Origin of the sequence: Synechococcus sp. O70.1, from assembly GCF_047462215.1 — a bacterium.
Classification (GTDB): Bacteria; Cyanobacteriota; Cyanobacteriia; order Thermostichales; family Thermostichaceae; genus Thermostichus.
In genome coordinates this window covers 17844-43290 of record NZ_JANSIT010000004.1, presented here as the reverse complement: position 1 = coordinate 43290, position 25447 = coordinate 17844, and the positions used below count along the sequence as shown (strand labels likewise).

The window sequence follows — 25447 nt, the reverse complement described above, 5'->3', positions numbered from 1 at the left end:
AAGCAGCCATACCAACGCTCACGGGATAGATTTTAGTGTCTCATCCTCGCTACCTTGCATCGAGCCTCAAACTCGGATTTGTATACCGGCGGAAATAATTTTTAACAACTATGATCAGGAAACAGCCCGCTTGCAGCTGGCTGACCTCCTCTTGCCCTTGGCTTGTCCTATGTCCAACTCCACACAGCTCCACCCCCATCCCCTTGGCTCCTCTGGGCAGCACGCTCTTCAACCTCCCCTTGCCCCCGATCCCGAGCTAGAGCTGCTAGAGCAGCGGGAACTCTTCGTCTGGCGGCACCTCGGGCCGGATGCCGGGCAGATCCGCCAGATGCTGCAGGCCCTGGGGCTGAGCTCCCTCCGAGAGCTAGTGGAAAAGGCAGTGCCAGCAACCCTTCGCAGCAATCGGCCCTTGCAGTTGGGATCTCCCTGCAGCGAGCAGGAGGTGTTGGCGGAGCTGAGGGCAATGGCGGCCCAGAACCAGGTGTGGCGCTCTTTTTTGGGCATGGGCTATTCCAACTGCCTGACGCCGCCGGTAATTCAGCGCAACATCCTGGAAAACCCTGCCTGGTACACGCCCTACACTCCCTACCAGGCGGAGATTGCCCAGGGGCGGCTAGAAGCCCTGCTCAACTTCCAGACAATGGTTGTGGATCTAACGGGAATGGAGATCGCCAACGCCTCTCTACTGGACGAGGCGACTGCGGCTGCCGAAGCCATGAGCCTGGCCTACACCTTGGCGGGCAAGCGATCTCCAGTTTTTTGGGTGGACTGTGGCTGCCATCCCCAGACCATTGCCGTAGTGCAGACACGGGCAGAGCCCTTGGGGATCCAGGTGCGCGTGGCGGATCCTTTGCAGTTTGAGCTTGAGCACGGCTTTGGCCTGCTCTTACAGTATCCCAACACCTATGGGGAGATCCGGGATTACCGCGACCTGGTGGAGCGGGCCCACCAAAGAGAGATGGTGGTAACGGTAGCCGCCGACTTGCTCAGCCTAACTCTCTTGCAACCGCCAGGAGAGTGGGGGGCGGACGTTGTAGTGGGAACCACCCAGCGCTTCGGGGTGCCCCTGGGCTACGGCGGCCCCCATGCGGCTTACTTTGCCACCCGCGAGGCCCACAAACGGCTGCTGCCGGGGCGCCTGGTGGGGATCTCCCAAGATGCCCAGGGAAGGCCGGCCCTGCGCCTGGCCCTGCAAACCCGAGAGCAGCACATCCGTCGCGACAAGGCCACCAGCAACATCTGCACCGCCCAGGTGCTCTTGGCCGTGGTGGCCTCCATGTATGCCGTCTACCACGGCCCGCGCGGCCTGCGGCAAATTGCCGAACGCATCCACCGCCAGGCCCATCAGCTAGCCGCCGCAATCCGCCAGTTGGGCTACAAGGTGGGGCCAGAGTATTTCTTTGACACTTTCTGGGTAAGGGCAGCCTCCCCAGAGCAGGTGCAGCAGCTCCAGGAGCGGGCCGCCCAGAAGCGCATTAACCTGCGGCGGATTAACGACGTCACCCTGGGGATCAGCTTGGACGAGGCCACCACCGCTCAGGACCTGCGCGATCTCTGGCAGATCTTTGCCGGTTCTGAAGAGCTAGGCTGGGATCCCGAGGGCCTGGGTTTGGATCCCAACCAAAGCCTGCCGCCTCAGCTCTTGCGCTCCACTCCCTACCTCACCCATCCGGTGTTCAACCGCTACCACTCGGAAACGGAGCTGCAGCGCTATATCCACCGTCTGCAGAGCCGGGATCTCTCCCTTGTCCACGCAATGATCCCCCTCGGATCCTGCACCATGAAGCTCAATGCCGCGGCAGAGATGCTGCCCATAACCTGGCCGAAGTTTGCCCAGCTCCACCCCTTTGTGCCCCTGGAGCAGGCGCGGGGCTATCAAACCCTCTTTGCCCAGCTGGAGCGGATGCTGGCGGAGATCACGGGCTTTGCCGGCGTCTCCCTGCAGCCCAACGCCGGCTCCCAGGGGGAATATGCCGGCTTGCTGGCCATTCGCCGCTATCACCAGGCCCGCGGGGAAAGCCAGCGCCAGGTGTGCCTGATCCCCACCTCTGCCCATGGCACTAACCCTGCCAGCGCCGTCATGGCTGGGATGCAGGTAGTGAGCGTGGCCTGCGACAGGGCCGGCAACATTGACCTCGAAGACCTGCGGGCCAAGGTGGAGCAGCATCGGGAACGCCTGGCAGCTTTGATGATCACCTACCCTTCCACCCATGGGGTATTTGAGGAGGGGATCCGCGAGATTTGCCAGATGATCCACGAGGCGGGGGGGCAGGTGTACATGGATGGGGCCAACCTCAATGCCCAGGTGGGCCTCTGCCGTCCTGCGGAGCTGGGAGCCGATGTCTGCCACCTCAACCTGCACAAGACCTTCTGCATCCCCCACGGCGGGGGCGGGCCGGGGGTGGGGCCGATTGCGGTTGCCCATCATCTACTGCCCTATTTGCCTGGCCATCCCTTTTTGCCCGGCTGCAATGGCCCGGTCAGCGCCGCCCCTTGGGGTAGTGCCAGCATCCTGCCCATTGCCTGGGCCTACATCCGCCTCATGGGATCCGCTGGCCTCACCCTGGCCACCCAAGTGGCCATCCTCAGCGCCAATTACATTGCCAGGCGGCTGGATCCCTACTACCCAGTGCTCTACAAAGGGCCGGGGGGGTGGGTGGCCCACGAGTGCATCTTGGACTTGCGCCCCCTCAAGAAAAGCGCCGGCATCGAGGTAGAAGATGTAGCCAAGCGGCTGATGGACTACGGCTTCCATGCCCCCACCATCTCTTGGCCGGTGCCGGGGACAATGATGGTGGAGCCCACCGAGAGCGAATCCCTGGAGGAACTGGATCGCTTCTGCGAGGCGATGATTGCCATTCGCCAAGAGATTGCTGCCATTGAGCGGGGGGAGATGGATCCCGTGCGCAATCCCCTTAAACTTGCCCCCCACACCGCCGAGGTGGTGGCCGCTGACTACTGGGATCGCCCCTACCCCCGCTCCCTGGCTGCCTACCCCCTTCCGTGGGTGAAAAGCCGAAAGTTTTGGCCCAGTGTCAGCCGCATCGACAACGCCTACGGGGATCGCCACCTAGTGTGCAGTTGTCAACCCTGGCTAGAAGGCTAACTCTGAATCAAGCCGCCTGCGGCTCCATCTGGGCCAGCTCTGAGCAAGAGGAGAGGAGTTGCTCGGCCTCTGGCACAAGGCGCTCATTCTCTTGCAGCGAGGCCAGCACCAGCGGCAGCACCTCCCTATCGGCCTCAACGGCCTTCTCTGTTTCTTGCAGGAGGTTTACTGAGTCCTCGGTAAGCAGGTCAGCCACCTGAGACAGCTGCGCCTTCAGCAAGGCATTCTCTTGCTCCAATTGAGCCAGCCGCTCCTGCAGGCTATCAATTTGCTGATCCCGCTCTCCCAGGGCTGCTTCTAGCTCACGGTTGCGGGCCTCCAACCCTTGGCGGGCTGCCTCTAGGTGGTTCAGCCGTTCTGTCAAGCTTGCTAGTTCACCCTCCAAGTTGGTGAGGCCACTCACCTGTTCCAAAAGTCGGGCATTCTCCGCTTTCAGTTTCTCAGTCAACGCCTGAGCGCTCACCAGATCTGCTTTGGTGGACTCCAGCTCGTGACAGACTTGGTCATGTCTGGCAATCAGCTCGCCCAGCCGAGCTTCTTTCTCCTGCAGGTCTCCTTGCAGGGAACGAATCAAGCGATCCCTCTGTTCGACACACTGCTGTAACTGTTCGATGCGCTGTTGTAGGATGGGCAGTTTAACCAAAGCCTTCTGGGCCGTGCCAAGAAGTTTCCTGAAGCTCTCCTGCAGGCGGCTGTGGGATTGATCCAGTTTGTCGAAAGCTTCGTTAAGGGAAAGGTAGGCCTCGCATAGTTTCATATAGCGCTGGGCCAGAGAAGGAGAGTAATCCATGGTGGGGGCTCCAAGTGGGGCATTGCCTCTATTTTATCGATCCTTTTTTAAAAGCATTGTTTGCTACAAACACCTTGGGATTAATCTTGCTTTAACGTTTTCGCCTCGGTCTTCACCGGGATAAACTCCATGGCACTGCCTTCGGGCCAGCTTTGGATTCCAGGCTGACATGGGTTTAGGCCCTAGGAATCTGCCTGGGTCAGAAATCCTCCCCAGCCGGCAACCACTGCAAGATGAAGACTGAAGCAGCCCTCGTCGGCTAGAGAGTAGCGGCCAGCGCTGCGTCTTGGGAGGGCTAGCAGCGTTCAGGGGACAAGACAGGGCGGGTTACCGCTTGTCGCTCCCACTCCTCCATTTTGGTGCGACGGCTGTTGGCGGAACTTTGGAAGGTAGTGCTAGCCTGCAGCCGTTTGCGGAACAGGTGCAGTTGCTGCTCTTCCGCCTCGAGAGAAACATGTTGGGCAAAGAGCGGCTGTACAACTTTCTCCTCCTGCATAAACTGAGCCCGCAATTGCTGGTACAGATGCAGGGCTGCCCCCAGATCCAACCGCTGCGGGTCACGCTCCGCCTGGTGCAAAAAGCAAGTCAACTCCGGGATCTGATCCCGCATCTGCTGCTCCAACCCATCGAGCTGGCTGAGGCGATCAGGATCCGCCCCTAGAGCCGCCCTAAGCAGGGGGTAGAGGGCGTGGCGCTCCAATTGAATGTGGCGGGAGAGGCGCTGCCGCAACTTTTGGACCAAGAGGCGCTGCTGCTCCAGATCCAACTGAGAAGCTCGGGACAGGTTCAGAAAGGCCTGCAGGATGACCCGGTGCTGATTGGCCCAAAGATCAGCCAATGTACCGCCAGCGGGGGAGGAAGCCACGGCTACCTCAGGAAATCGCTCTCCTCATCGTAACTTTACTTCATCAGGACAAGATTACGAAGCGAGGCAGTAGACTCCCGCCTCTTTCCTCCTGAATTAGGTTTGGCCAAGCCAGCGGCGTTTCCAGGCAGAAGTGGGCTCAAGGGGTGAAGTTTGCTGTTCTCGCTGGCGCTGCAGCCGGATTTGGGCTCTGTCTCCCCTCAAGGTGGGATCCCGGTAGGGCACAGCGGCGCGGGTTTTCAGGTGCTCCCACTCCATAGGCGAGAGAGGCGGTAGGTAGTCTGGCTGAGGTGAGGCCACCGTGCCCGGCCAGGGGCGGCCCAGCGGGGGCGTAGAGCCGATAAACAGCCCCGCCTCCAGAAGAGCTGCCCGCACTGCCGCTGCACAGGAATAGGTGGCCAAGATGCCGCTGGGGCGCATTCGCTCAGCCACCGCCCGCAAGAAGTCCACCGTCCACAACTCCGGGCAAACGGCAGGAGAAAAGGGATCCAAAAACACCGCGTCCGCCCATCCCCGCGGCACCTGGAATAGGGTTTGGCGGGCATCTCCCCACAGCAGAGTTCCGCGCCAGCGGGGTGATTGCCAGGATCCCTTCTCGATAAAGTGTTGCCACTCCTGGCTAAAGCTCCAAGTGGATCCCACCCCCACCTGCCAGGCCTGGCGGGGCACCTCTGGGGATCGCTCTAGGCCAATGATTTCCACGCGGCAGTCGGGCCGCACCTGCCAAATGGTCTCCAAGGCCAGGCCGGAGTTGTAGCCAAGGCCAAAGCAGATATCCAAAAGGCAGATGGGCTCCTTGGGGTCCCGCTCCAGGGGCAGCCGATCCAGCCGGCAAGGGCGGACGAACTTCTCCAGCGCCTCCTGGGCAGCGCCGCTGACGTTGTGGAAAGCCTGCCCGAACTCCTGAGAGAAAAAAGTCAGGGAACCATCCCCTGTGGTCAGTACCTGCCACTGGGTCTCTGGAGTCATGGTCTCTATCCAGTTTGGCGATTGCCTGAGGGCTTGAAGACGTTAAGATAGATTTCAAGGCTTACCAGCAGGGCCTGAGGATCTCAGCGCTTGCTATCCTCAGCCAGGGGAGGAACTATGTCTCTACTGGATTGGTTTGCCGAGCGGCGCAAGCAGACTTCCCTTAACTTAACTGGCAGTAGCCCCTTTGACAAAGAGCGGCAAGTGCGGGAGATTGCCGACGGCCTCTGGCAGAAGTGTCCAGCTTGCGACGCCCTCACCTACACCAAGGATCTGCAGCAGAACTGGCAGGTTTGCCCGAGCTGCGGCTACCACTATCGCATTACCGCCCCAGAGCGGCTGCAACAGCTTTTGGATCCCGGCTCCTGGCAGCCCCTCGACGACCACCTGGCGCCTACCGATCCGCTGCACTTTTTTGACCAAAAGCCTTACAGCGAGCGTTTGGCCTCTTACCAAGAGCGCACCCAGCTCAAGGATGCCGTCCTGACTGGGTTGGGCACTTTGGAAGGCAGGAGGGTGGCCATTGGGGTCATGGATTTCCGCTTTATGGGCGGCAGCATGGGCTCGGTAGTCGGCGAGAAGATCACCCGCCTTACCGAACGGGCCACCTGCGATCACCTGCCCCTGATCATTTTCTCGGCCTCGGGGGGAGCCCGCATGCAGGAAGGGATCCTCAGCCTCATGCAGATGGCCAAGACAGCAGCCGCCCTGCAGAGGCACCGCGAAGCCGGGCAGTTGTTTATTTCGGTACTTACCCATCCCACCTACGGGGGGGTAACAGCCAGCTTTGCCATGTTGGGGGATTTGATCCTAGCTGAGCCCGGTGCCCAGGTGGGGTTTGCCGGGCCCAATGTTATCGAGCAAACCATCGGCAAGGGCAAGCTTCCAGAGGGCTTCCAGACTGCCGAATACCTGCTGGCTCACGGGCTTATCGACGCAATTGTGCCGCGGACCGAGCTGCGCAAGCGCTTGGCCCAGTTGCTGGCTATGCACCGCCCTCGCTTGCCCAGGTCCCTTCCCGCGTTCGATTCGACTTACGCCCTCGATCCGGCCAAAGTCTGAATAAAGTCCCATTGGAGAGGTGGATGACTGGGGAAGCCAGATCTAGCTAGCTCCCGTCTTCCCTTTTGGCTGCAAAAGAAGTTTCTGGCGTAAGCTATATAGCGGAGTTTTCGCGGGATTTTCTGCAACCGAGGGTGCTAAGGTGGGGCATGAGGTTTTGACGGGAAACGATGAATTTTAAGCTGCGCATCCGTACCGCTGAAACTCCGCAAGGGCAAAAGCTAGCCATTGTGCCCCTGGAGGGTCGTTTTGATGCCAAGGCCACTTCCGAAGCCCGGCAGTTGCTGCAGCAGGTTTTGGATTTTGGCTACACCAACCTGTTGATCGACATGTCAGCGGTTACTTTTATGGATAGCTCCGGCCTGGGGGTGCTGATCTCAGCCTTGCGCAAGTGCCGGGCTGCCGGTGGCAATCTCGGCCTCTGTTGCGTTCCCGAAAGCGTCGCCCTTGTCCTCCGCCTGACCTCAATGGAAAAGGTCTTGACCTGTTTTGACGACCTGGAAACGGGCATCGCCAACTTCCCCACCGCTTCCTCCAACCCCTAGCCGATACCTTTTCTATGCCCCTGACCTTGAGGCTCAGCCATGTAGCCGGCCTCGATACCTTGGGATCCGCTCGCTGGCCTGCACGTGGGCAAAGACCTGCACCTCGGTGCTCATTTTGCGAAGCTGGCGGGCCAACTGAATGGCCTTGTCGCGGGGGAGAGGGGGACTCACTACCGCCGGCAGACAGCGCAACAGTGGCCTCAGCGCCGTTTTGGGCAGCCGCGCATAAAACGCCAAGGTGGAGAGAATCTCGTCTTCAAAGTAGGGGTTGCGATCTTCCAAGAGCCGCACTTGATAGAGCTCCGGCGGCAGGGGCCGCCCCTGGGCCAGGCGAATCAGGGATCCCACCGTCCCCATCACGTACAAGCGATCCCCCCGTTTCAACACAGTCTCCCCCTCTTTCTGCCAGATCTTGGGAAAAACACAGGGCCGGTCCGGTCGGGAGTAATGCAGCAGGATCGCCAGGTCGTAATCCTGGGCCAGTTTTCGCAAGGATAGCCCCAGGTAAGGGTCATGGGCCGAGACCTCCAGCCGCGTTTCCCCCTCCCAAGTCAAGGTGCCGTAAACGGCTCCCGCCAGCGCTGCAGTAGCAAAAGCGCGCGCCCCCAGGGCGGTGGGGCTATAGCTGATCCCCAGGGCCTGCAGATGCCGCTGCATTCGCGCCGCCACCTCGGCATCAGTAATCCGCAAAATGGTGCGGATGCCGGGGTGTGGGCTGTGGGCAGTTAGGGCAGTCTCGAGGTTGGTGAGATCGTCAGGAGTCGTGCAGATCAGGCAGCGGCTGCTTTGGATGCGGGCCTGTTGCAGGGTGCTTGCTAGAGCGTAGTTGCCCCGGATCACCACCGCCCCCTCCCGTTCTGCCGCCCCCAGCAGGGGATTGTCGGCGTCGGGCTCCACCGCCACCACCTCATAGCCCATCTGCCGCAGCAACTGCAGCACCAAGTAGCTCAGCCGTCCCAACCCCGCGATCACCCCATGATCCCCTTTGGGCATATGGGCAGCTCGGCCCAAGCCGAAGCGGCTGCTTACCAACTTGTCGGTCACCAACCCATAGATCAACCCCACCAGAGCAGCCCCCACCAAGGTCATGACCACCGCCACTACCTTCACTCCTAGGGGGGTCTCCGCCTGCTGAAAAGCCTCGATGTCGCCATACCCCCCCGTCAACACCACGATGGTTAGCAACAGAGCGTCGAAGACCGGCTTGCCGATCACCCTGAAATTGATCACCCCCAGCACCAGCATGGCCCCCAAGGTGAAGGCGAGGGTGCGCACGATGGGCTTGACCTGCAGCAGTCCTTGCAGGCTTCTGCGCAGCCAAGATAGGAGCCGGCCGGACGACTTGCCGCGCCGTCGTTGTCGTTTGTCTTGCACCTGTCCACTGGCCCAGCGTTGCGCCCGCGAAGAGCCGCGCCTTCCGTTGCGCTCCAACAGTTGCAGGTAGGCCCGGGGGTCACAGATAACCAAAATGCGATCCCCTTCCAGCAGCTTTGCTTCGTGGTCGAAGTCATCAAAAATCCGAGACTCGGAAAAGTTGGACAGCCCGTCCACCGGGTAGTGAAACAGCACCCGCGCCCGGAAGGTCTCCTCCAGTTCCGAGAGGGGCATGTGCAGCAGTCGGGAGTTGTCGCCAATGGTCAGCTCCACCCCGTTCCAGAGGTTGGTCTCTTGGGGGGCGCCAAAATAAAGCGGATCCGCTAGCTCCGGCGGCAGCGTGGCCGGCTGCGCCTCCAGCTGAGGCAGCTCGAAGTAGCCGACAAATTCGTCCGAGACAGCCTTGAGGGCAAAGGCCGGAGCCGCCAAGCCCGCAACCGACAGGGAAAAATGCTGCGGCAAAATCGAGTCCAGGTAGCGGGCAAGGCCAGTGTTAAACAGACGAGAGACAATGCGCGCCTGCGGGTTGAGATCTCGAATCAAGAGGGCCAGCTCGAAGTTGGCTTGGTCATTGTCCTCCAAAAGCAGCGCCACCTTGATCCGCTCAATCCCAGCCCGGCGCAACACCTCCGCCTGCCGGGGATCCCCCTCTAGGTATTGCCATTCTCCTTTCCGAGAAGGCGGCAGGCAGGGAGCCACCACCACTGCCCGCTGTCCAAACTCTTCCAGAATCTCGAGCGTCAACTCCGCTAAATCGTTGTAGCCACAAACCAGAATGGAAGCACCTGGGTCGCGGCCATTGTCCTGCAGTTGCGCAGCCAGCTCTTGGGAAAGGGAGTCCGCCATACCCTGTCACCTGCTCTGCTCCCTTTATACCCAGGACGGCAGGATCCCCCTCTTATCTGGCCGAGCTTGGGAAAGAGGCTGCTGCTAGTCCCGGCTCCCGACCAGAAAAAAAGGCAGCGCAAGCCCCGGCATTCATGGCAAGTGCTCTGCGCCGCTGCCGCGAGGGGGATTAGGGCATGGCGTCCCCCACAGGCTCGTGGTATATCTGGCCCTGTGTAGCCCCCCAGCGAGTAGAAACCTAGCCGCTACAAGCCGTGAAAAAATCTCTATCCTCTAGAGCTGGGGAGAACGTCCAAGGAGAGCTGTAGGGGGTGTTTCATGGAATCTGTAGCCGACACTTGGTCCACTTCTAGGCTCTGCAGCCTAGCGGCCGTTGCTACCTCGGCAAGGGGTAGCGGAGCTTTGGTGCGGGTTATGAATGGCGCTTCTAACCCGTAGTTCCGCCGCTGTAGGGTCTTGTCCTTTAGCCCACTCCCAAGATAAAACGGTGGTTCGCACTGCCTCCCTTAGCCCTATGCCTTCCCCCAAGGACGCTGTTTCTGTTGCCCCCGTCAAACAGCCTGCCGCCCAAGCCAGCTCTACTGGGGGCGAGTCTTTTCTCCAAGGGTATGGAGCCTTCCCCGCCCACCTCATCCCCCAGGGATCGCTGCAGCTCTACACCCAGCCCGGCCGGGGCATGTTCACTCCTGTGATGGTCCAGGCCCTGCGCTTGGCTGGTCAGGGAACGCGGGTGTTGATTGTGCAATTCCTCAAAGGCGGGATTAAGCAAGGGCCGGAGAACCGGGTTTTGCTGGGCAGTTCCCTGGAGTGGGTTCGCTGCCGTCTACACCGCTGCATTGATACGCCGCATCTGGAGCCAGAGGAGCGCGTAGCTCTAGACGAGTTGTGGCAATTTACCCAGGAGGCCGTTAGGAGTGGCCGGTATGGCTTGGTGGTGCTGGATGAGCTGAGCTTGGCCATCAAGCTGGGCTTGATCCCGGAAGAACAGGTGCTGGATTTGGTCGATCAGCGGCCAGTCTGGATGGATATGATCATCACCGGGCCCGAAATGCCGGCTTCCCTTCTAGAACGCGCTGATCTCATCGCCCAGCTACGCCCCCGGCAGGAGTCCTCGCGGGCTCTGGGCAGGCGCCGGGATCCCTCGCGAGTCAGTAGTCCCTAGCACCTTCTGGTCTTGCCGTCATCTAGCCATGCTAAAGAGCGACCGCTGGATCCGTGAGCAAGCGCAGCGGGGGATGATTGAGCCGTTTTGCCCCGAATTGGTGCGGGCCGTGGAGTGGAATGGACAAATGCGGCCTGTTTTGAGCTATGGGCTTTCCTCCTATGGCTACGACATTCGTCTTTCCCCCGTGGAGTTTAAGATCTTTCGCCATGTGCCCGGTACTGTGGTAGATCCCAAGCGGTTTAACCCCAAGAACCTCGAACCGGTGGAGCTTCACCACGACGAGATGGGGGACTACTTCATCATCCCTGCCCATTCCTACGGGTTGGGGGTGTCTCTCGAGCGGCTGCAGGTGCCCGACAACATCACTGTCCTCTGCATCGGCAAGTCTTCCTACGCCCGGGTGGGGCTAATTGCCAACCTGACTCCAGCGGAAGCGGGGTGGCGCGGCTACCTGACGCTAGAGTTTTCCAACGCCTCTAGCGCTGACTGCCGGGTGTATGCCAACGAAGGAGTGGTGCAGCTGCTGTTTTTTGAGGGGGATCCCTGTCAAATTACCTATGCCGACCGTCAAGGCAAGTACCAGGATCAGCCGCAGCGGGTGGTGGTGGCTAGGGTTTAGCTATCTGCCCCAGTTTATCGTTCAGACTGGCTGCCTAGCAGGTGTTGGGCAATGAAATCCGTATGCACCTCACCCCGCAAAAAAGCCTCGTGGCGCAGGATCTGCTGGTGAAAAGGGATCGTGGTGGGCACGCCCGTGATGGCGCACTCTCCCAAAGCCCGCTGCATGCGGCGGATGGCCGCTGACCGGTTGGGCCCCCAGACAATCAACTTGCCCAATAGCGAGTCGTAGTAAGGGGGAATGGTGTAGTCGGTGTAGATGTGGGAGTCCATGCGCACCCCTGGCCCACCGGGGGGCAAGTAGGCAGTGATGGTGCCCGTGCAAGGGCGAAACTGTTGCTTGGGATCCTCGGCATTGATGCGGCACTCAATGGCATGGCCTCGCAGTTGCACATCCTTCTGGCGAAAGGTGAGGGGCTGACCTTGGGCAATGCGAATTTGCTCGGCAATGAGATCTAGGCCCGTCACCATCTCGGTTACGGGGTGCTCTACCTGGATGCGGGTGTTCATCTCGATGAAGTAGAACTGGCCGTTTTTGTCCAGCAAAAACTCCACTGTGCCCGCCCCCACGTAGTTCACCGCCTTGGCTGCTTTCACAGCCGCCGCCCCCATGCGAGCACGCAAGCTCGGGGTTAGAGCAGGGCTAGGGGCCTCTTCCAACAGCTTTTGGTGCCGCCGCTGGATAGAACAATCCCGTTCGTAGAGGTGCACCACATTGCCATGGCTGTCAGCCAAAATCTGAAACTCCACGTGGCGGGGGCGCTCGAGGTATTTCTCCAAATAGATGCCCCCATTGCCAAAGGCAGCCTGCGCCTCCCCCTGGGCGGTGCGCATCATCTTCCGCAATTCTTGGGGATCTCGGGCCACCCGCATACCCCGCCCCCCACCGCCGGCCGTGGCTTTGAGAATCACGGGGTAGCCGATTTTCTCAGCTAGCCGCAGCGCCTCCTCTTCAGAGGTGATCAACCCGCGGCTGCCCGGCACAGTCGGCACCCCCACCGCTTGCATGGTCTCCCGCGCGGTAGCCTTGTCACCCATCTTGCGCATGGCCTCGGGAGAAGGGCCAATGAAAATTAGGTTGTGGTCGGCACACATCTCGGCAAACTTGGCATTCTCCGCCAAGAAGCCGTAGCCCGGGTGAATGGCATTGGCCCCGCGGGTAAGGGCTGCCGAGATGATGTTGGGGATGTTGAGGTAACTTTTGGCCACAGGGGCTTCCCCGACACAGACTGCCTCATCCGCCAGTTGGACATGGAGCGAGTTCTGATCCGCAGTGGAGTAGACAGCCACTGTGCGGATCCCCATTTCCTGACAGGTGCGGATAATGCGCAGAGCAATCTCGCCCCGGTTGGCAATCAGGATCTTGGTGATGGGCGGCATAAACCCTGAAAGCCAGCAGCCTCAAGCCGACGGATACCACGATGCTAACGTACCCCAGAACGACGCCGGGCAAGAGGTTCTTGCGCCCCCCTACTTACCCATTGGGAGGTTGCTGCCCTGCCAGGCGTTCCATCTCACAGGCCGACGATCTGGGTATTTTCAAAGGTGGAGAGAATCCTGTCCAGATCGCAAGCCTGCCGCAAATAGGTGGCGGTGGCGTCGCTGCCCAACTGGATTTCGTCTCCATCTTCGAGCTCTCGAAACTCTACCCGCTCCCCCCGAACGTAGAGGCCGTTGGTGCTGGGGTTGCCGTGGATGTCTCCATCGATGATTTGGTAGGTAAACCCGTCGGGAGAGGTGGGAGATTCAGTCTTCACCAAAAGGGCGTGGTGGCGGGAGACGTACTGGGAGTCGATGCGAATGCTGTTGCTTGGATCCCGCCCCAGGGAATAGAGCTCAGCTGTCAGCCAGTAAGCCTTAGGCCCTTGGCGATCTTTGACGATGAGCAGGTGATTAAGAGTAAGTTGACGAGGGGACGGAGTCATGGGGGAACAACCACTGGCATAACACGAAACGTAGCACGGGATCCCCGGCTAGGATCCCCTGACCGGTTGGGGGGCAACGCCAGCTCCCAAGCGGGCTAGACGTGTACAAAAGCATTGCGGAGAAAGCAAGTAGATTTTTGTAACAGATCCTCTCATAATAGGATCGAGCAACGCAGACCCTTCCTCAATCGCTCCATGAATGGTGCCCACTCGCCTCTTGTCGACCCGTCCAAAGCCACCAAGGCACCCAAGCTCATCGAGCTGCCGGAGGATGAAACCGAGGCTCAGCTTGGCGATCCCCAGAGCCTGCAGCGGTACGAATGCCGCGCTTGTGGCTATGTCTACGAGCCAACCCAGGGGGATCAGCTCAATCGCATCCCGGCAGGCGTGCCCTTTGAGGAGCTGCCCCCTACCTGGAGATGTCCGGTGTGCCGAGCCGATAAGCGCCTGTTCCAAGCGGTGGGCGCCAAGGGCAAGCCTTCCGGCTTTCAGGAAAACCTGCGCTACGGTTTTGGGGTTAACGTGATGACCCCTGCGCAAAAAAACCTCCTCATCTTCCTGGGGTTGGCGCTGGGGTTTCTGTTTTTGATGAGTTTTTATTTCGTCGAGTAACAGAATGGTGAAGCTCCTGAGGCTAGTGCTGTTGGCTGCCTTCTCGCTCCTGCTGATGGCAGCGGGAATGCCAGAGATGAAGGTGGTGCCCTGGGAACAGGTGGAGGTGCCCACGCAGAACATCCTGCTGGATATTGCCTTCACCGGCACTAACCCTTCTCATGGCTGGCTGGTGGGCGACAAGGCGACCCTGCTGGAGTCTCAAGATGGCGGTCTGCACTGGCAAGTGCGCCAGTTGTCGGCTCTAGAGCCCGAGGCTTACTTGAGATCGATTAGCTTTGCCGGGGCAGAAGGGTGGGTAGTGGGGCAGCCGAAGATCCTGCTGCACACCTTGAATGAGGGAGCGGACTGGACGTTGATTCGCCTTAGCAAGCAACTGCCAGGAGAGCCCCTCTTGATCCACGCCCTCGGCCCTGGCGCTGCCGAAATGGTAACCAATGTGGGAGCCATCTACCGCACAGAAGATGGGGGGCAGACCTGGCACGCCCAGGTGGAAGAGCCGATTGGGGCAATCAAAAACATTGCCCGCGGTCCTGGAGGGGAGTACCTAGCCGTTTCCTCGCGCGGCAGCTTCTACTTTTTGTACACGCCTGCAACCCAAGCTTGGAAGCCCTATCTGCGGGAGAGCTCTCGCCGCATCCAGAACATGGGCTTTGGCCCCAACGGCAGTGCCTGGAAACTGAATCAGGGGGCAGAGATTGCCTTTACCGACGACTTTACCTCTGGCAAATGGTCTAAGCCTCTGCGACCTGGGCGAGCCCTTAGCTTTGGCTATCTCGATGCAGCCTACCAAAACGACCACGACCTCTGGGTGGTGGGGGGCGGCGGCACGCTGATCCACAGCCCTGATGGTGGCAAAACCTGGGAGGAGGCCAAAAAGTTGAGCAGCATTCCCGCCAATTTCTACAGCATCGAGTTTTTCGGCCCCGACCGAGGGTTTATCCTGGGGCAGCGAGGCACGCTTCTGCGCTACGTCGGCTACGGCAGCTCCTGATCCCAGGGCAAGGGTGAAGAGAACCAGCAGGGATCCCGCTTCCCCACCGCGGCTGCTGGTGGCAGCCAGTGGCACCGGAGGTCACATCTTTCCAGCCCTAGCTGTTGCTGAGCAGTTGCCCACCTGGCAGATCGAATGGCTGGGAGTGCCGCAGCGGCTGGAGGAGAAACTGGTGCCAGAGTGCTACCCGCTGCATCGGGTCACCATGTCGGGCTGGCAGGGATCCCCTTTGCAAAAGCTGGGATCCCTAATCCAGTTGGCCCGAGCAACGCGGCAGGTGCAGCAGATCCTCCGGGAGGGACGGTTTGACGCTGTGTTGACCACCGGTGGCTACATCGCTGCCCCGGCCATCTTGGCAGCTCGCTCGCTGGGGGTGCCGGTGCTGCTGCACGAGTCCAACCGTATCCCAGGCAAAGTAACCCGCTGGCTGGGAAGGCTTTGCCAGGTGGTAGCCTTGGGCCTGGCGGAAGCAGCGGAGCATTTGCCAGGAGTAGCTACCTGGGTGGTGGGCACGCCGGTGCGGCCAGAGTTCTATCAGCCTCAGCCCTTGCCTGCAGATCTGCCCATTCCAGAGGGGGATCCTTTGATTGTGGTGATGGGGGGGAGCCAGGGAGCGCAGGGCCTGAACCGCCTGGTGGCCGCCTGTGCCCCAGCCTGGTTGGAGGCAGGGGCCTGGATTGTGCATTTGACCGGCGGCAGTGAGGTCGGGATCCCTTCCCACCCCCGCTACCGCGCTTTTCCTTTCCGCACCGATGTGGCCGCTCTGCTGCAGCGGGCAACTTTTGCCATCAGCCGAGCTGGCGCCCTCAGCCTGGCAGAGTTGTGGGCCACCGCCACCCCCGCCATCTTGATCCCCTATCCGTTTGCCGCCGAAGACCATCAGTATCACAACGCCCTGGCTTTTGTGGAGCGAGGTGGGGGAGTGGTCCTGCGAGAGTCTGAAGAGAATTTGGACTTGCTGCGGCAAACGGCGCTAAGCTGGCTGGATCAGCCCCAGGTGGTTGCCCAAATGGCCGCTAACTTGAAGGCGACAGCTCCTCCCCCTGCCAGCAAGGCAGTTGCCGGCCTGCTTCAGGAGATCTGCCGAGCTTCCGCCCGTTAACTTCCCCAGGAGGCCAGCCGTGGTACAGCCGAGATGGGATCGGGACCCTTTTGCCGCAGCCGTCGACACCTCGGCCCGGCTGGAGCCTCGTCCTCCCAACACCATCGCGGTGGAATTGCTGTTGGCGCGCCTGGAACAGTGCTTTGGCGTCCCCCAACGTCCTTGCAGCCCCGACGGCCTGCCTCTCTATCCCGACCTCTTGGACGAATTGGTGGGCACAATCCTCTCCCAAAACACCACCGACCACAACAGCAGCCGCGCCTTTCGCGCCCTCAAAGCCCCTTTTCCCTCCTGGGAAGCTGTCTTGGCTGCCGACCCGGCCGAGGTGGCCCAGGTGATCCGTCCTGGCGGCCTGGCCCAACTCAAAGCAGCCCGCATTCGGGAGATTCTGGCTGCCATTGTCCAGCGCCAGGGATCCCTGAGCCTCGACTTTTTGCGGGATCTCGACGACGCAGACGCTCTGGCCTATCTCCTCTCCCTGAAGGGGGTGGGACTGAAGACAGCCGCCTGTGTGCTGTTGTTTGGCCTGGGCCGAGATCTCTGCCCGGTGGATACCCATGTGCATCGGGTGGCCAACCGTCTTGGCTTGGTGCGAACCAGACATCCCGACGACACCTTTGCCCAACTGTTGCCGCGGATCCCGACAGGCAAGGCTTATTCCCTACACGTCAACCTCATCCGGCTGGGCAAACGCCTCTGTAAGGCGCGCCTGCCCGACTGCGGTCGCTGCTCCCTGCACCACGAATGCCCCTCCGCCCTGCTGCGGCAGCGCTGATCCCTACTCTGCCGGCCTAGGGGAAGAAGGGATCCCGTTTTCGCTCCCCTCTGAGGCAGGAACTTCCGGATCGAGGACTTGCCGCACAGATTCAATCTCTTGGGAGAGCAACACCCGCTCCCGATCCAGGAGGCCAACCACATGCTCCGGATCCTCCCGCGAGACTACCGGCAACTGGCGCAGATCGTACTCGTACATCGGCTCGGCAGCCACCACCACCGCCTCGTCGGGGAAAGTGGTGAGCACAGGCGACTGGCTGACCTGCTCTACCGTCAGTTCGGCCACTTCCCCGGCTCCCCTATGGGCTAAGGCCCGCTCGAGGTCTTCCAGGGTGAGGATGCCCCGCAGCCGATCTTGCCTGTCCACCACCAAAGCGCTGTGGCACTTTTGCTGCAGCAAACGCTCCAGGGCCTCTCGCAGAGGCGTATCCTGTTGCAGCAGCAGAGAAGGAGGCACCATGACCTCTTGAACTGTTAGGCCCTTGGGCTCCTGCCTGCGGCGGGCGGAAGGGTAAACAACTGGCGGGTGCAAATGCTCCGTTAGCCAAATGCTCAAGCCCACCGCCGCCATCACCGGCAGGGCAATGTGGTAGTCCCGCGTCATCTCAAACAGCAGCAGAATTGCCGTCAGGGGAGCCCGCACGCTGGCTGCCAGTACCGCCCCCATGCCCACCATGGCGTAGGCGGCAGGGGGAGAGAGGGCAAAAGCAGGCAAGACCCGTCCCACCACCTGGCCATAGCCTGCTCCCAACACCGCCCCCAGGAACAGAGCCGGGGCAAAGGTGCCCCCGACAAAGCCGCTGCCCAAGCTCACCGCGCTGAGGAATACCTTGCCCAGCAACAGCAAGCCCAACTGGCCAAGGGAAAAGGGCACCCCTTGCAAGATCGACTCAATGGTCTCGTAGCCCACCCCCAGCGCTAACGGGATCCAGAGGCCAACGCCGCCGAGGATGGCACCGCCCAGAATAGGCTTGCTCCAGGTTGGCCAGGCCGCCATGCGGCTAAATAGCTGCTTGCCCCCCTCCAGGGCATAGCTAAAGGCCAGGGAGACCAAGCTGGCCAAAAAGCCCAAGCCCAAATAAAGCGGCACCTCCAGCAGACTGTGAAGCTCGTAGGCAGGCAAGACAAAAGCCGGCTGCGTAATGGTTGGCAGCAGGAAGGCCGGCTGCGCCCCTAGCCCCACTTGAGCAATTAGAGCGGAGACCACGGCCGCCAGGACCACCACGCTGACCGCAGAGGTGGTAAAGGAGCGGGCCAGGGCCAGCTCCAAAGCCAAGAACACCCCTGCAATCGGTGCGTTAAACCCCGCCGCCAAGCCCGCTGCCGCCCCGGCAGCCATCAATAGCTGCACCCGCTCCCGCGCAAGACGGAGGTTCTGCCCTACCAGGGATCCCAGCAGGGCGCCGCTTTCCACACTAGGAGCCTCCGGACCCAGAGAGGCTCCCGCCCCCAAGGAGATGGCAGCGGCCACTAGCTTAAGAGGGATCCAGCTTGGCCGAGGGAGGAAGGCTCGGCTAGGACTTACCAAGCTGGAGAGGCTGAAGTTGGGAAGAGGCAGAGCCACCTTCAGCACGCCAATCAAGAGGCCTCCCAAGATCGGTGCCAAAGCCGGGACCCAGAATCCCAACTGCTCCAGGCCATAGGGTTGGACAGCCTTGGCAAGGTTGCCGAGCAGAAGCTCTTGGAAGAGATGGCGACACCAGCCAATCAAATAGCGAAACCCAACCACCCCTAGGCCCGTGCCCAGGCCGACGGCTGCTGCCAACAGCAGCACCAGATTCTCAGAGGAGAGGCGCAGGCGGGGATCCGCACTCATAGGGAGCCTAACTGGAGGAAGGCAACGTCAGGATCTCCACGCCGGTTTCAGTGACAGCAACAGTATGCTCAAACTGGGCAGAAAGCTTGCCGTCTGCCGTCACCACTGTCCACCCGTCGGAGAGCACCCTCACCTCCCAAGTGCCCTCGTTGATCATTGGCTCAATGGTAAACACCATGCCCGGGCGGAGCTTTTCCCCCTTTCCTCGCTCGCCGTAGTGAGGGATCTGGGGGGCGGTGTGGAACTGCCGTCCCACCCCGTGGCCGACAAAGTCCCGCACCACGCTGTAGCCCTGGGACTCGGCGTACTCCTGGATGGCTGCTCCAATGTCCCCCACGCGGCCCCCGGGTCTTACCGCAGCAATGCCCCGCCGCAGGCATTCTTCGGCCACCTCCACCAGGCGCCGGGCTCGCTCGGAGGGCTTGCCCACAAAGAAGGTTTTGGAGGCATCGCCGTGGTAGCCATCCAAAACGGGAGTGACATCGATATTAATAATGTCCCCTTCGCGCAGGATTTGCTTGGGGCTAGGAATGCCGTGGCAAACGACGTGGTTGACACTGGTGCAGATGGACTTGGGAAAGCCGTGGTAACCCAGTGGGGCGCTTCTAGCACCCTGGGCCCGCGTCCAGCGCTCGGCCTCGTCGTTGAGCTCTTGCGTGGTTACTCCCGGCTGCACCATCGGCTCCAGGTGCTTGAGCAAATCCGCCGCCAGGCGGCAGGCCCGCCGCATCTTCTCCAGCTCCCGCGGCGAGAGCAATACAATTGGCTGTGCAGCTTGGGCAAGCTGGCTCATGCCTGTCTGGAGGGCAGATCCCAACTGTTGCCTCCAGCGCTGAGAGCGGCGGCCCAGGTTGGTTAACAGCGACCGCATATCTTCCATCGTCAAACCCTTCCCTTCTCTAACACTCCCTCAATTCCTAGGCTGGGACAGGCAGGGATCTCTGCCTGACTTAGCATTGACCGCCTTCTAGCCCCTCACAGACTCTGCCCCCATCGGCTTATTCTCCGCCGCTGGCGGATCCGGCGTACCAGCCACAGCCCAAGAAAATAGCTGGCCAAAGCTCCCCAAAACCCAACAAAGGCGCAGCCAACAAAAAGCGTGCCCGACACCTCCAGGCCCCACTGCATCCAGTTTTGGGGTGCCGCCAGTTCCGCAGGGGCAAAGGCCGTCGTGGATCCCAGTAGCCATTGCCCAACCCGGTAGTTAAACGCATAGATGGGCACATAGGTCAGAGGGTTGCTCACCCAGGTTCCTGCAGCTGCTACCAGCTTGTTGCCCCGCAGGGGAACTGCCAGCAGCAGGGCAGCTAGGGTTTGGAAGCCGAAGATGGGAAAACAACCGGCAAAGACCCCTGCCGCCAGGCCCCGGGCAATTTCTTCGGGAGAAGATTGCATCCGCAGCAGGCGCAAATACAGGTAGCGCAACCAGCGCCTCCAGCCCGCCTCTTGGCGGGGCAAAGTCAGCCTAGGGGGAGATTCCAGATAGGGCATGGCGGATCCCCCTGAACTGGCAAACCAAAAAGGGGGGCTCATGGACAGTCACTGAGAAAAGGTGTTAAGCCTTGTAAATCCAGTGTATCTTTCCCAGTGCCCAAGACAAAAGGCTCTTGGAGAGTCTGCTAGCTGAGCTTGCTCACCAAAGCCAGGAGGAAGTTAAGGCTTAAGTAGGAAACCAGCGCCAACAAAAAGAGAAACAGGGCAAGGTTCAACGCAGCTCGCAGGGATCCCAAGTTAGGCTTTTCAGGCGGAGGGCTCATGTCAGCTTAAGGTGTAGGGGTTGGTGTAGCTGCTTGGGGGGAAGCTGAGGATCTTTTTTGTTGGAGGAGCTCTTGCAGGCGCACCCGCACTCGCTGATTTAGGGTGGGATCCTCGTTGGCCAAGGTCATCAGCTCACGGTATTTGGCCACCGTCAGCCCCTGCTTCTCGACAATGCGGCTGGCCTGGGCCTCAGTACGCTGCATAATCTTCTCATACTCAGCTTCGCTTTGGGTTTCTCGCAGCTGGGCGCTAGCTTCGCGAATTAGAGGATCCAGCTCCAACAAAATGCGCGCCAACTGCTCCACCTGCGCGTCGGTGACCTGAGCTGCAGTCAAAGAGGGAGAAACCTGCGGGCTGGGAGCCGCTCCTCTAGCCGGGGTAGCTGTTGCAGTAGGACTGGGGATCGGGGTAGAGCCCTTGGATCCCTGGGCCCAAACGGTCAGGGCACCAAAGCTGAGTCCCAAACCCACTAGAAACGTCAATTTCCTCATGGCCAAAATTCCTTAGTAACTAAAGACAGCCCGAAACCCTACTGGCACAGTCCTGCCTGGAGACAGGGTAGCAGGAGGTTTGGTCTCTGCACTAAGGGTTTAGCGCAAGGCAGGAGACCTGGACTAGTATCTTGTATAAAGTAGGGGATTGGTTGTAGAATCGTGAGGAAGTCCGCCAAGGATTACTCCTTTCGGCGAAGCTAGGTTTGCCGGTCTACAGTCAGCTGCTCCCCTTCTGACCTGGGGAGTTGCCCATAGTGGGGCTTGGCTATTTGCTCTGCTGGGGTTGTTCTTTGCATTGAGGTCAGGCTTAATTTTGGGAGGAGCCTTCCTCTTAGGGCTCTTGGGCAGCAATGAAGGTAGGTTGCTGTACAGGACTTCTTAGTGCAAGCTTTTTGCTTCTGCAAAAGATGACGACAAAAAACGGCGAGGACTATTGATTTTCTTAAGCAATCTTGATATATTCTTTGCGACTGTCTCGTAATCCTTCTGTGGGAGGCTTACATTGGTCAGGAAAAGAAAGCGTAAGAGCCGCCGCCGCTTGGAAGGTCGCAAAATTTTAGATCTTGTTCCTCAATATAAGCTAGACAGTGGTGAAGAAAAGTCTGTTACTGCGGCTCGAAGGTACATTCAGGAAAACTCTATTCAGCCGCCAGCGCTTATCTTGGTTCGACGAAATGAACATACCATTGACCGCTTCTTTTGGGCAGAGAAAGGACTATTTGGTGCCCAGTACGTTGAAGAAAATCACTTTCTTTTTCCCAGCTTGCGTTCTCTCTTAGCAAAAGTTGCAGCGGAGAAACCAGAGAGGAAGTCTTCTAAAGCTCTAGCCGCTGCCCCTCAGTAGCCTCTCTAGAAGCTGAGATCCCCCTTTTGGGGGGTTTGTTTTTCAGATCCCTTCTGTTCCTGGCCTGGCAAGCTCTCAAGGTTCTGCAGCGTTAACCTTTTTTGCGGCAGGGCAGCCAAGTGTTTTCTTGATTGAGCTAGCAGTAGACCTTTGCCCAACTAACTTTGAAGATCTGGGCGGCTACAGTGGGGCTGCTCGGCAGAGCTGACAACCTTGAGCTGGAGCGCCGTCTCATTGTGAGAATAGGAGCTAGAGGGCTAGTCTCGCCTCTCACCTAGAAAGCCAATCCTGGGATGGTAAAGTCAGAACACGGGAACCCGGAGGAGGGACAAAGGCATGAAAGCCATGATCCTGGCAGCCGGCAAGGGAACGCGGGTACGGCCCATTACCTACATGATGCCGAAGCCGATGATTCCCATTTTGCACAAGCCTGTCATGGAGTTTTTGGTGGAGCTGCTGCGGGAACATGGCTTTGACCAGATCATGATTAACACTAGCCACCTCGCCCACCAAATTGAGGACTACTTCCGGGATGGCCAGCAGTGGGGAGTACACATTGGCTTTTCCTTCGAGGGCCATTTTGAGAACGGCCAGCCGGTGGCCGAGCCCCTGGGATCTGCTGGCGGTATGCGCAAGATCCAGGATTTCTCCGGCTTTTTCGACAGCACCTTCGTGGTGCTCTGCGGCGATGCCTTGATTGACCTCAACCTCACTGAGGTGGTCAATTTCCACAAGTCCAAGGGGGCGCTGGCCACGGTAGTGCTGCGGGAGGTGGATCCCAGCCAGGTCTCCAGCTATGGGGTGGTGGTTACTGATGAAACGGGTCGGGTTACGGCTTTCCAGGAAAAGCCAAGGCGAGAAGAGGCCCTTAGCAACACCATCAACACGGGCATCTATGTTTTTGAGCCAGAGGTGTTTGACTATATTCCTCCTGGCCGTCCCTACGACATTGGCGGCGATCTCTTCCCTACTTTGGTCAAAGTCGGCGCTCCCTTCTACGGCGTCAAGGCTGACTTCCAATGGGTGGACATTGGCCGTACCCACGATTACTGGCTGGCTGTGCAAAAGGTGCTGCGCGGGGAGATCAAGGGCGTCAAGGTACCGGGGATCCAGATTCGGCCCGGCGTCTGGACAGGGATCAACATCCGTGCCAACTGGGATCGCATCCACATCGAGCCGCCAGTCTACATCGGGGCCAGCACCTACCTGGCAGACGGGGTAAAGCTCATCGGCCCCACGGCCATTGGCTACGGCTGTGTCTTAAACGAGGGGTGTACGCTGGATGCCAGCCTCATCTTCAACTACACCCAAATTGCTGCAGGGGTAACCCTGCGCCACCAGATGGTGATGGGCCGCTACTGCATTTCCTCAGACGGCAATGCCATAGACACGGAGGAGTCCAACCTTACCTGGCTCATTGGAGATGCTCGCAGCCATGGCAACGGCAAGTCTCAACCCCGCTAGCGCCCTCTACCTCTACGGGATCGTCGCTGCCCCTGGCCCGCGCCACCTGAATGTAGTCGGCTTGGACAAGCAGCCGGTGCGGGTTCACGTGCTCGGATCCCTGGCCTTCCTCTATTCCCAAACCTGCCAGGAGCGTTACCTGGCTAGCCGGGCCAACCTGCTGGCTCATGAGGCCGTTTTGGAAAGCGTCATGAATGAGGGCCATCGCACCCTACTGCCACTACAGTTTGGCCTAGTAGTGAGCAGTTGGGATCAGGTGGAGCAGGATCTGGTCAAGCCACGCCTGGCCGAGCTCTTGGCCTTGCTGCAGCGCCTAGAGGGCAAGCGGGAGGTGGGGGTAAAAGTCTTCTGGGATCCCGAGCGAGAGCTCCAGTTGGGGTTAGAAGAAAACCCCGCCCTGAAAGCCCGCCGCGACGAGCTGGCTGGCACTCCGCTGGGACTGGAGGCCGTCGTGGAAATGGGACGGGCTTTGGAGCAACTTTTGGAGCAGCGACGCCAGCATATTGCCCACACCTTCACGGCTGCCCTTGCTCCCCTTGCCAGCGATTGTGTGGAAGGAAAGCTGCTTACCGAGAACATGGCCTACAACAGCGCTTTTCTCATTAACTGGGAAGATGAGCCGGCTTTTGCCCAAAAAGTGGAGGAGCTGGATCAAGCTTTTCAGGGACGGCTGCGCATCCGCTACAACAATTTCACTGCTCCCTACAATTTCGTCAAGCTTTGACCGGCCTGTATTCCTCCCCAGGATTGATAACATGGGCTTGCAACTTAGGGCGGAGCCATTTCAGGCCAGATTCATATCGGCATCTGGGGAAGGCTATTCAACATCGTTGCCCAGAGTGATCACTCCCAAGGAGTCTTTCGATGGCCGCAGTAACCGAAGCCAAAAAAGAAGTCCAACAGGAAAAAAAGATTTGGGCTGATGAGGAACTCATGGCGCTGCCTAAAGATGGGCACCGCTATGAGGTTGTCAATGGAAAACTGGTAGACATGGGAAGTGCAGGGGCACTGCATGGAAATCTTACTATCACTCTAAGTTCAGCTCTTTTTGCAGTTGTCAAGGCCAAGAAGCTAGGCGCTCTGTTCGATTCCAGCACCGCTTTCAGGATGAAGAGTGGAAATCTGCGATCGCCCGATATTTCCTTCTTTGCCAGGGAACGCTTACAAGGGATGGCCGAGCTGCCCACTGGCTTTTTGGAAGGGGCTCCGGATCTGGCCGTTGAAGTGCTATCTCCTAGCAACACCGTAGAGGAAATCGAGGGGAAAATTGCCGACTATTTCGAGAACGGTGCCCGCTTGGTCTGGGTCATCAGCCCAACTCAGCGCTACGTGTTGGTCTATCGCTCTGCTCACGAGCCAGATCGCCTGCTAAAGTCCGCAGATACCCTCGATGGGGAGGAGGTGATCCCTGGCTTCCAGTTGCCGCTTGCCGAGCTCTTCCATAAGCTGCCTTTCTAGCCTGCCCTTAGATTGTCCCAAAATTAAGAGGTGGCGATGGCCACCCCAAGAAAAAGACTTTCCCAGCCAATGTCAAACCAGCGCCGGCACCCGCGCGCCAGCCAGAGTCTCCTTGAGCGCCCGCACCTGGGCCACCATGGCTACCTCGTCCTGGAGGCGGCTGACAGCTTTGCCCACCCCCACCGCCGAGGCCCCAGCAGCGATGGCTAGAGGTACCGTTACCGTCGAGAGGCCGGAGGCGCAGATGACCGGCACGGAAACTACTCGGCTAATCTCATAGGTGGCAGCTAGGGTGGGGGCAGCTTTCTCAATGAGGCCCAGGGATCCGCTATGGCGCGGCTTAGCGCTGGTGCTGCCCTCGGTTTGGATGAAGTCAGCCCCCAGGTCTTCCAGTTTCTCCGCCAGCTCCGCCTGCTGATCCAAAGGCAGCGTGTGGGGAACGGTTACCGATAGGAGGGTGCGCGGCAGGAGGGAGCGGGTTTGGCGAGTGAGCTCCAAAACCTCTTCTGCGGAGAAGACGCGGCCTGAGGGGTAAAAGCTGTCGTAGTTGCCAATTTCGGCCATGTCAGCCCCTGCTTGCACCGCAACAGCCAACTGCTGCGGATTCACTGCCGACACGCAGATGGGCAGATCTACTTGAGCCCGCACCGCCTGCACCAACTCGGGACTGGCAGCAATATCTACCCAGGTGGCCCCTCCCTGCTGGGCAGCACGGGCAATTTTCAGCACGGACTCCAGGTCAAAGTTCTGCAGGCCGCTGATGATCTTGAGGGCACGGCGCTGGGCAAGAGCGTCAAAAAGAGCAGCTTGAGAGGCAGGGGTCATAGAAGTGTCAGGTCAGCTTATTCAACGAGACAGAATGGAGA

Annotated in this window: 25 protein-coding genes; 13 read left to right on the top strand and 12 right to left on the bottom strand. The window is 59.8% G+C overall.

Going from position 1 to position 25447, the window contains the following annotated elements; genetic code table 11:
* Positions 1-169: 169 nt before the first annotated feature.
* Entirely contained in the window at positions 170-3106 is a 2937-nt protein-coding gene (gene gcvP, locus NW833_RS03300) for an aminomethyl-transferring glycine dehydrogenase (RefSeq protein WP_414411536.1), read from the top strand.
* 7 nt (positions 3107-3113) lie between these two features.
* On the opposite strand, the gene NW833_RS03295 is transcribed toward gcvP, so the two are convergent.
* The 3 genes from NW833_RS03295 to NW833_RS03285 form a co-directional block, all read right to left on the bottom strand.
* Positions 3114-3896, bottom strand: a complete 783-nt coding sequence (locus NW833_RS03295) for a hypothetical protein (RefSeq protein ID WP_414411535.1) — start codon at positions 3894-3896, stop codon at positions 3114-3116.
* A 295-nt stretch (positions 3897-4191) separates the two neighbouring features.
* Positions 4192-4761 carry a hemerythrin domain-containing protein gene (locus tag NW833_RS03290; RefSeq protein ID WP_414411534.1) on the bottom strand — a complete coding sequence of 190 codons (570 nt, stop codon included), beginning with the start codon at positions 4759-4761 and terminating at the stop codon, positions 4192-4194.
* A 96-nt stretch (positions 4762-4857) separates the two neighbouring features.
* Positions 4858-5730 carry a tRNA (5-methylaminomethyl-2-thiouridine)(34)-methyltransferase MnmD gene (locus NW833_RS03285; protein ID WP_414395252.1) on the bottom strand — a complete coding sequence of 291 codons (873 nt, stop codon included), beginning with the start codon at positions 5728-5730 and terminating at the stop codon, positions 4858-4860.
* 117 nt (positions 5731-5847) lie between these two features.
* Here NW833_RS03285 and accD point away from each other — a divergent pair, with 117 nt between their 5' ends.
* Complete coding sequence (gene accD / locus NW833_RS03280; protein ID WP_414395249.1) at positions 5848-6792, top strand: acetyl-CoA carboxylase, carboxyltransferase subunit beta; 945 nt, start codon at positions 5848-5850, stop codon at positions 6790-6792.
* A 170-nt stretch (positions 6793-6962) separates the two neighbouring features.
* Positions 6963-7337, top strand: coding sequence for an STAS domain-containing protein (locus NW833_RS03275; RefSeq protein WP_414395247.1), 375 nt, complete (start codon positions 6963-6965; stop codon positions 7335-7337).
* A gap of 33 nt (positions 7338-7370) precedes the next feature.
* Here the strand turns inward: NW833_RS03275 and NW833_RS03270 are convergent, their stop codons facing one another.
* The gene (locus NW833_RS03270) at positions 7371-9557 is read right to left on the bottom strand and encodes an NAD-binding protein (protein ID WP_414411533.1); all 2187 of its coding nucleotides are present in this window, start codon (positions 9555-9557) and stop codon (positions 7371-7373) included.
* Positions 9558-10071: 514 nt separating this feature from the next.
* On the opposite strand from NW833_RS03270, the gene NW833_RS03265 reads away from it, so the two are divergent.
* Both NW833_RS03265 and dcd read left to right on the top strand, forming a co-directional pair.
* Positions 10072-10719, top strand: a complete 648-nt coding sequence (locus NW833_RS03265) for a cob(I)yrinic acid a,c-diamide adenosyltransferase (RefSeq protein ID WP_414411532.1) — start codon at positions 10072-10074, stop codon at positions 10717-10719.
* Between the two features lie 28 nt (positions 10720-10747).
* Positions 10748-11341 (top strand): dCTP deaminase, encoded by a 594-nt coding sequence (dcd, locus tag NW833_RS03260; RefSeq protein WP_414395239.1) that lies wholly within the window; start codon positions 10748-10750, stop codon positions 11339-11341.
* Between the two features lie 14 nt (positions 11342-11355).
* Here dcd and accC read toward each other — a convergent pair whose 3' ends face one another.
* Positions 11356-12720, bottom strand: coding sequence for an acetyl-CoA carboxylase biotin carboxylase subunit (accC, locus tag NW833_RS03255; protein ID WP_414395237.1), 1365 nt, complete (start codon positions 12718-12720; stop codon positions 11356-11358).
* Between the two features lie 134 nt (positions 12721-12854).
* A complete protein-coding gene (locus NW833_RS03250; protein WP_414395235.1) occupies positions 12855-13265 on the bottom strand; it encodes an FHA domain-containing protein in 411 nt (136 codons plus the stop codon).
* A 195-nt stretch (positions 13266-13460) separates the two neighbouring features.
* On the opposite strand from NW833_RS03250, the gene NW833_RS03245 reads away from it, so the two are divergent.
* Genes NW833_RS03245 through NW833_RS03230 form a run of 4 tightly spaced genes read left to right on the top strand, consistent with a single transcriptional unit; the run spans position 13461 to position 16748 of the window.
* Positions 13461-13877: a rubredoxin gene (locus tag NW833_RS03245; protein WP_414395233.1), complete on the top strand. Its 417-nt coding sequence runs from the start codon at positions 13461-13463 to the stop codon at positions 13875-13877.
* Positions 13878-13881: 4 nt separating this feature from the next.
* Positions 13882-14871, top strand: a complete 990-nt coding sequence (locus tag NW833_RS03240; protein ID WP_414395231.1) for a photosynthesis system II assembly factor Ycf48 — start codon at positions 13882-13884, stop codon at positions 14869-14871.
* Between the two features lie 13 nt (positions 14872-14884).
* The gene (gene murG, locus NW833_RS03235) at positions 14885-15973 is read left to right on the top strand and encodes an undecaprenyldiphospho-muramoylpentapeptide beta-N-acetylglucosaminyltransferase (protein ID WP_414395230.1); all 1089 of its coding nucleotides are present in this window, start codon (positions 14885-14887) and stop codon (positions 15971-15973) included.
* Positions 15974-15992: 19 nt separating this feature from the next.
* Positions 15993-16748, top strand: a complete 756-nt coding sequence (locus tag NW833_RS03230) for an endonuclease III domain-containing protein (RefSeq protein ID WP_414395228.1) — start codon at positions 15993-15995, stop codon at positions 16746-16748.
* A gap of 3 nt (positions 16749-16751) precedes the next feature.
* On the opposite strand, the gene NW833_RS03225 is transcribed toward NW833_RS03230, so the two are convergent.
* The 5 genes from NW833_RS03225 to NW833_RS03205 form a co-directional block, all read right to left on the bottom strand.
* A complete protein-coding gene (locus NW833_RS03225) occupies positions 16752-18563 on the bottom strand; it encodes a chloride channel protein (RefSeq protein ID WP_414411531.1) in 1812 nt (603 codons plus the stop codon).
* A gap of 7 nt (positions 18564-18570) precedes the next feature.
* Complete coding sequence (map, locus tag NW833_RS03220) at positions 18571-19356, bottom strand: type I methionyl aminopeptidase (protein WP_414395566.1); 786 nt, start codon at positions 19354-19356, stop codon at positions 18571-18573.
* A 182-nt stretch (positions 19357-19538) separates the two neighbouring features.
* On the bottom strand, positions 19539-20054 hold the full coding sequence (locus NW833_RS03215) for a DUF2062 domain-containing protein (RefSeq protein WP_414405764.1): 516 nt from the start codon (positions 20052-20054) through the stop codon (positions 19539-19541).
* Between the two features lie 128 nt (positions 20055-20182).
* The gene (locus tag NW833_RS03210) at positions 20183-20320 is read right to left on the bottom strand and encodes a hypothetical protein (protein ID WP_414411530.1); all 138 of its coding nucleotides are present in this window, start codon (positions 20318-20320) and stop codon (positions 20183-20185) included.
* Between the two features lie 6 nt (positions 20321-20326).
* Positions 20327-20812: a DUF4168 domain-containing protein gene (locus tag NW833_RS03205; protein WP_414411529.1), complete on the bottom strand. Its 486-nt coding sequence runs from the start codon at positions 20810-20812 to the stop codon at positions 20327-20329.
* Between the two features lie 505 nt (positions 20813-21317).
* Here NW833_RS03205 and NW833_RS03200 point away from each other — a divergent pair.
* The 4 genes from NW833_RS03200 (at position 21318) to NW833_RS03185 (ending at position 24581) form a co-directional block, all read left to right on the top strand.
* A complete protein-coding gene (locus tag NW833_RS03200) occupies positions 21318-21659 on the top strand; it encodes a DUF3155 domain-containing protein (RefSeq protein WP_414395221.1) in 342 nt (113 codons plus the stop codon).
* 336 nt (positions 21660-21995) lie between these two features.
* Positions 21996-23123: a sugar phosphate nucleotidyltransferase gene (locus tag NW833_RS03195; RefSeq protein ID WP_414395220.1), complete on the top strand. Its 1128-nt coding sequence runs from the start codon at positions 21996-21998 to the stop codon at positions 23121-23123.
* Positions 23095-23847 (top strand): GvpL/GvpF family gas vesicle protein, encoded by a 753-nt coding sequence (locus NW833_RS03190; protein ID WP_414411528.1) that lies wholly within the window; start codon positions 23095-23097, stop codon positions 23845-23847. Before NW833_RS03195 ends, NW833_RS03190 begins: the two co-directional genes overlap by 29 nt.
* A 140-nt stretch (positions 23848-23987) precedes the next feature.
* Positions 23988-24581, top strand: coding sequence for a Uma2 family endonuclease (locus NW833_RS03185; protein WP_414411527.1), 594 nt, complete (start codon positions 23988-23990; stop codon positions 24579-24581).
* A gap of 72 nt (positions 24582-24653) precedes the next feature.
* On the opposite strand, the gene NW833_RS03180 is transcribed toward NW833_RS03185, so the two are convergent.
* A complete protein-coding gene (locus NW833_RS03180; RefSeq protein ID WP_414411526.1) occupies positions 24654-25406 on the bottom strand; it encodes a DUF561 domain-containing protein in 753 nt (250 codons plus the stop codon).
* Between the last annotated feature and the right edge of the window lie 41 nt (positions 25407-25447).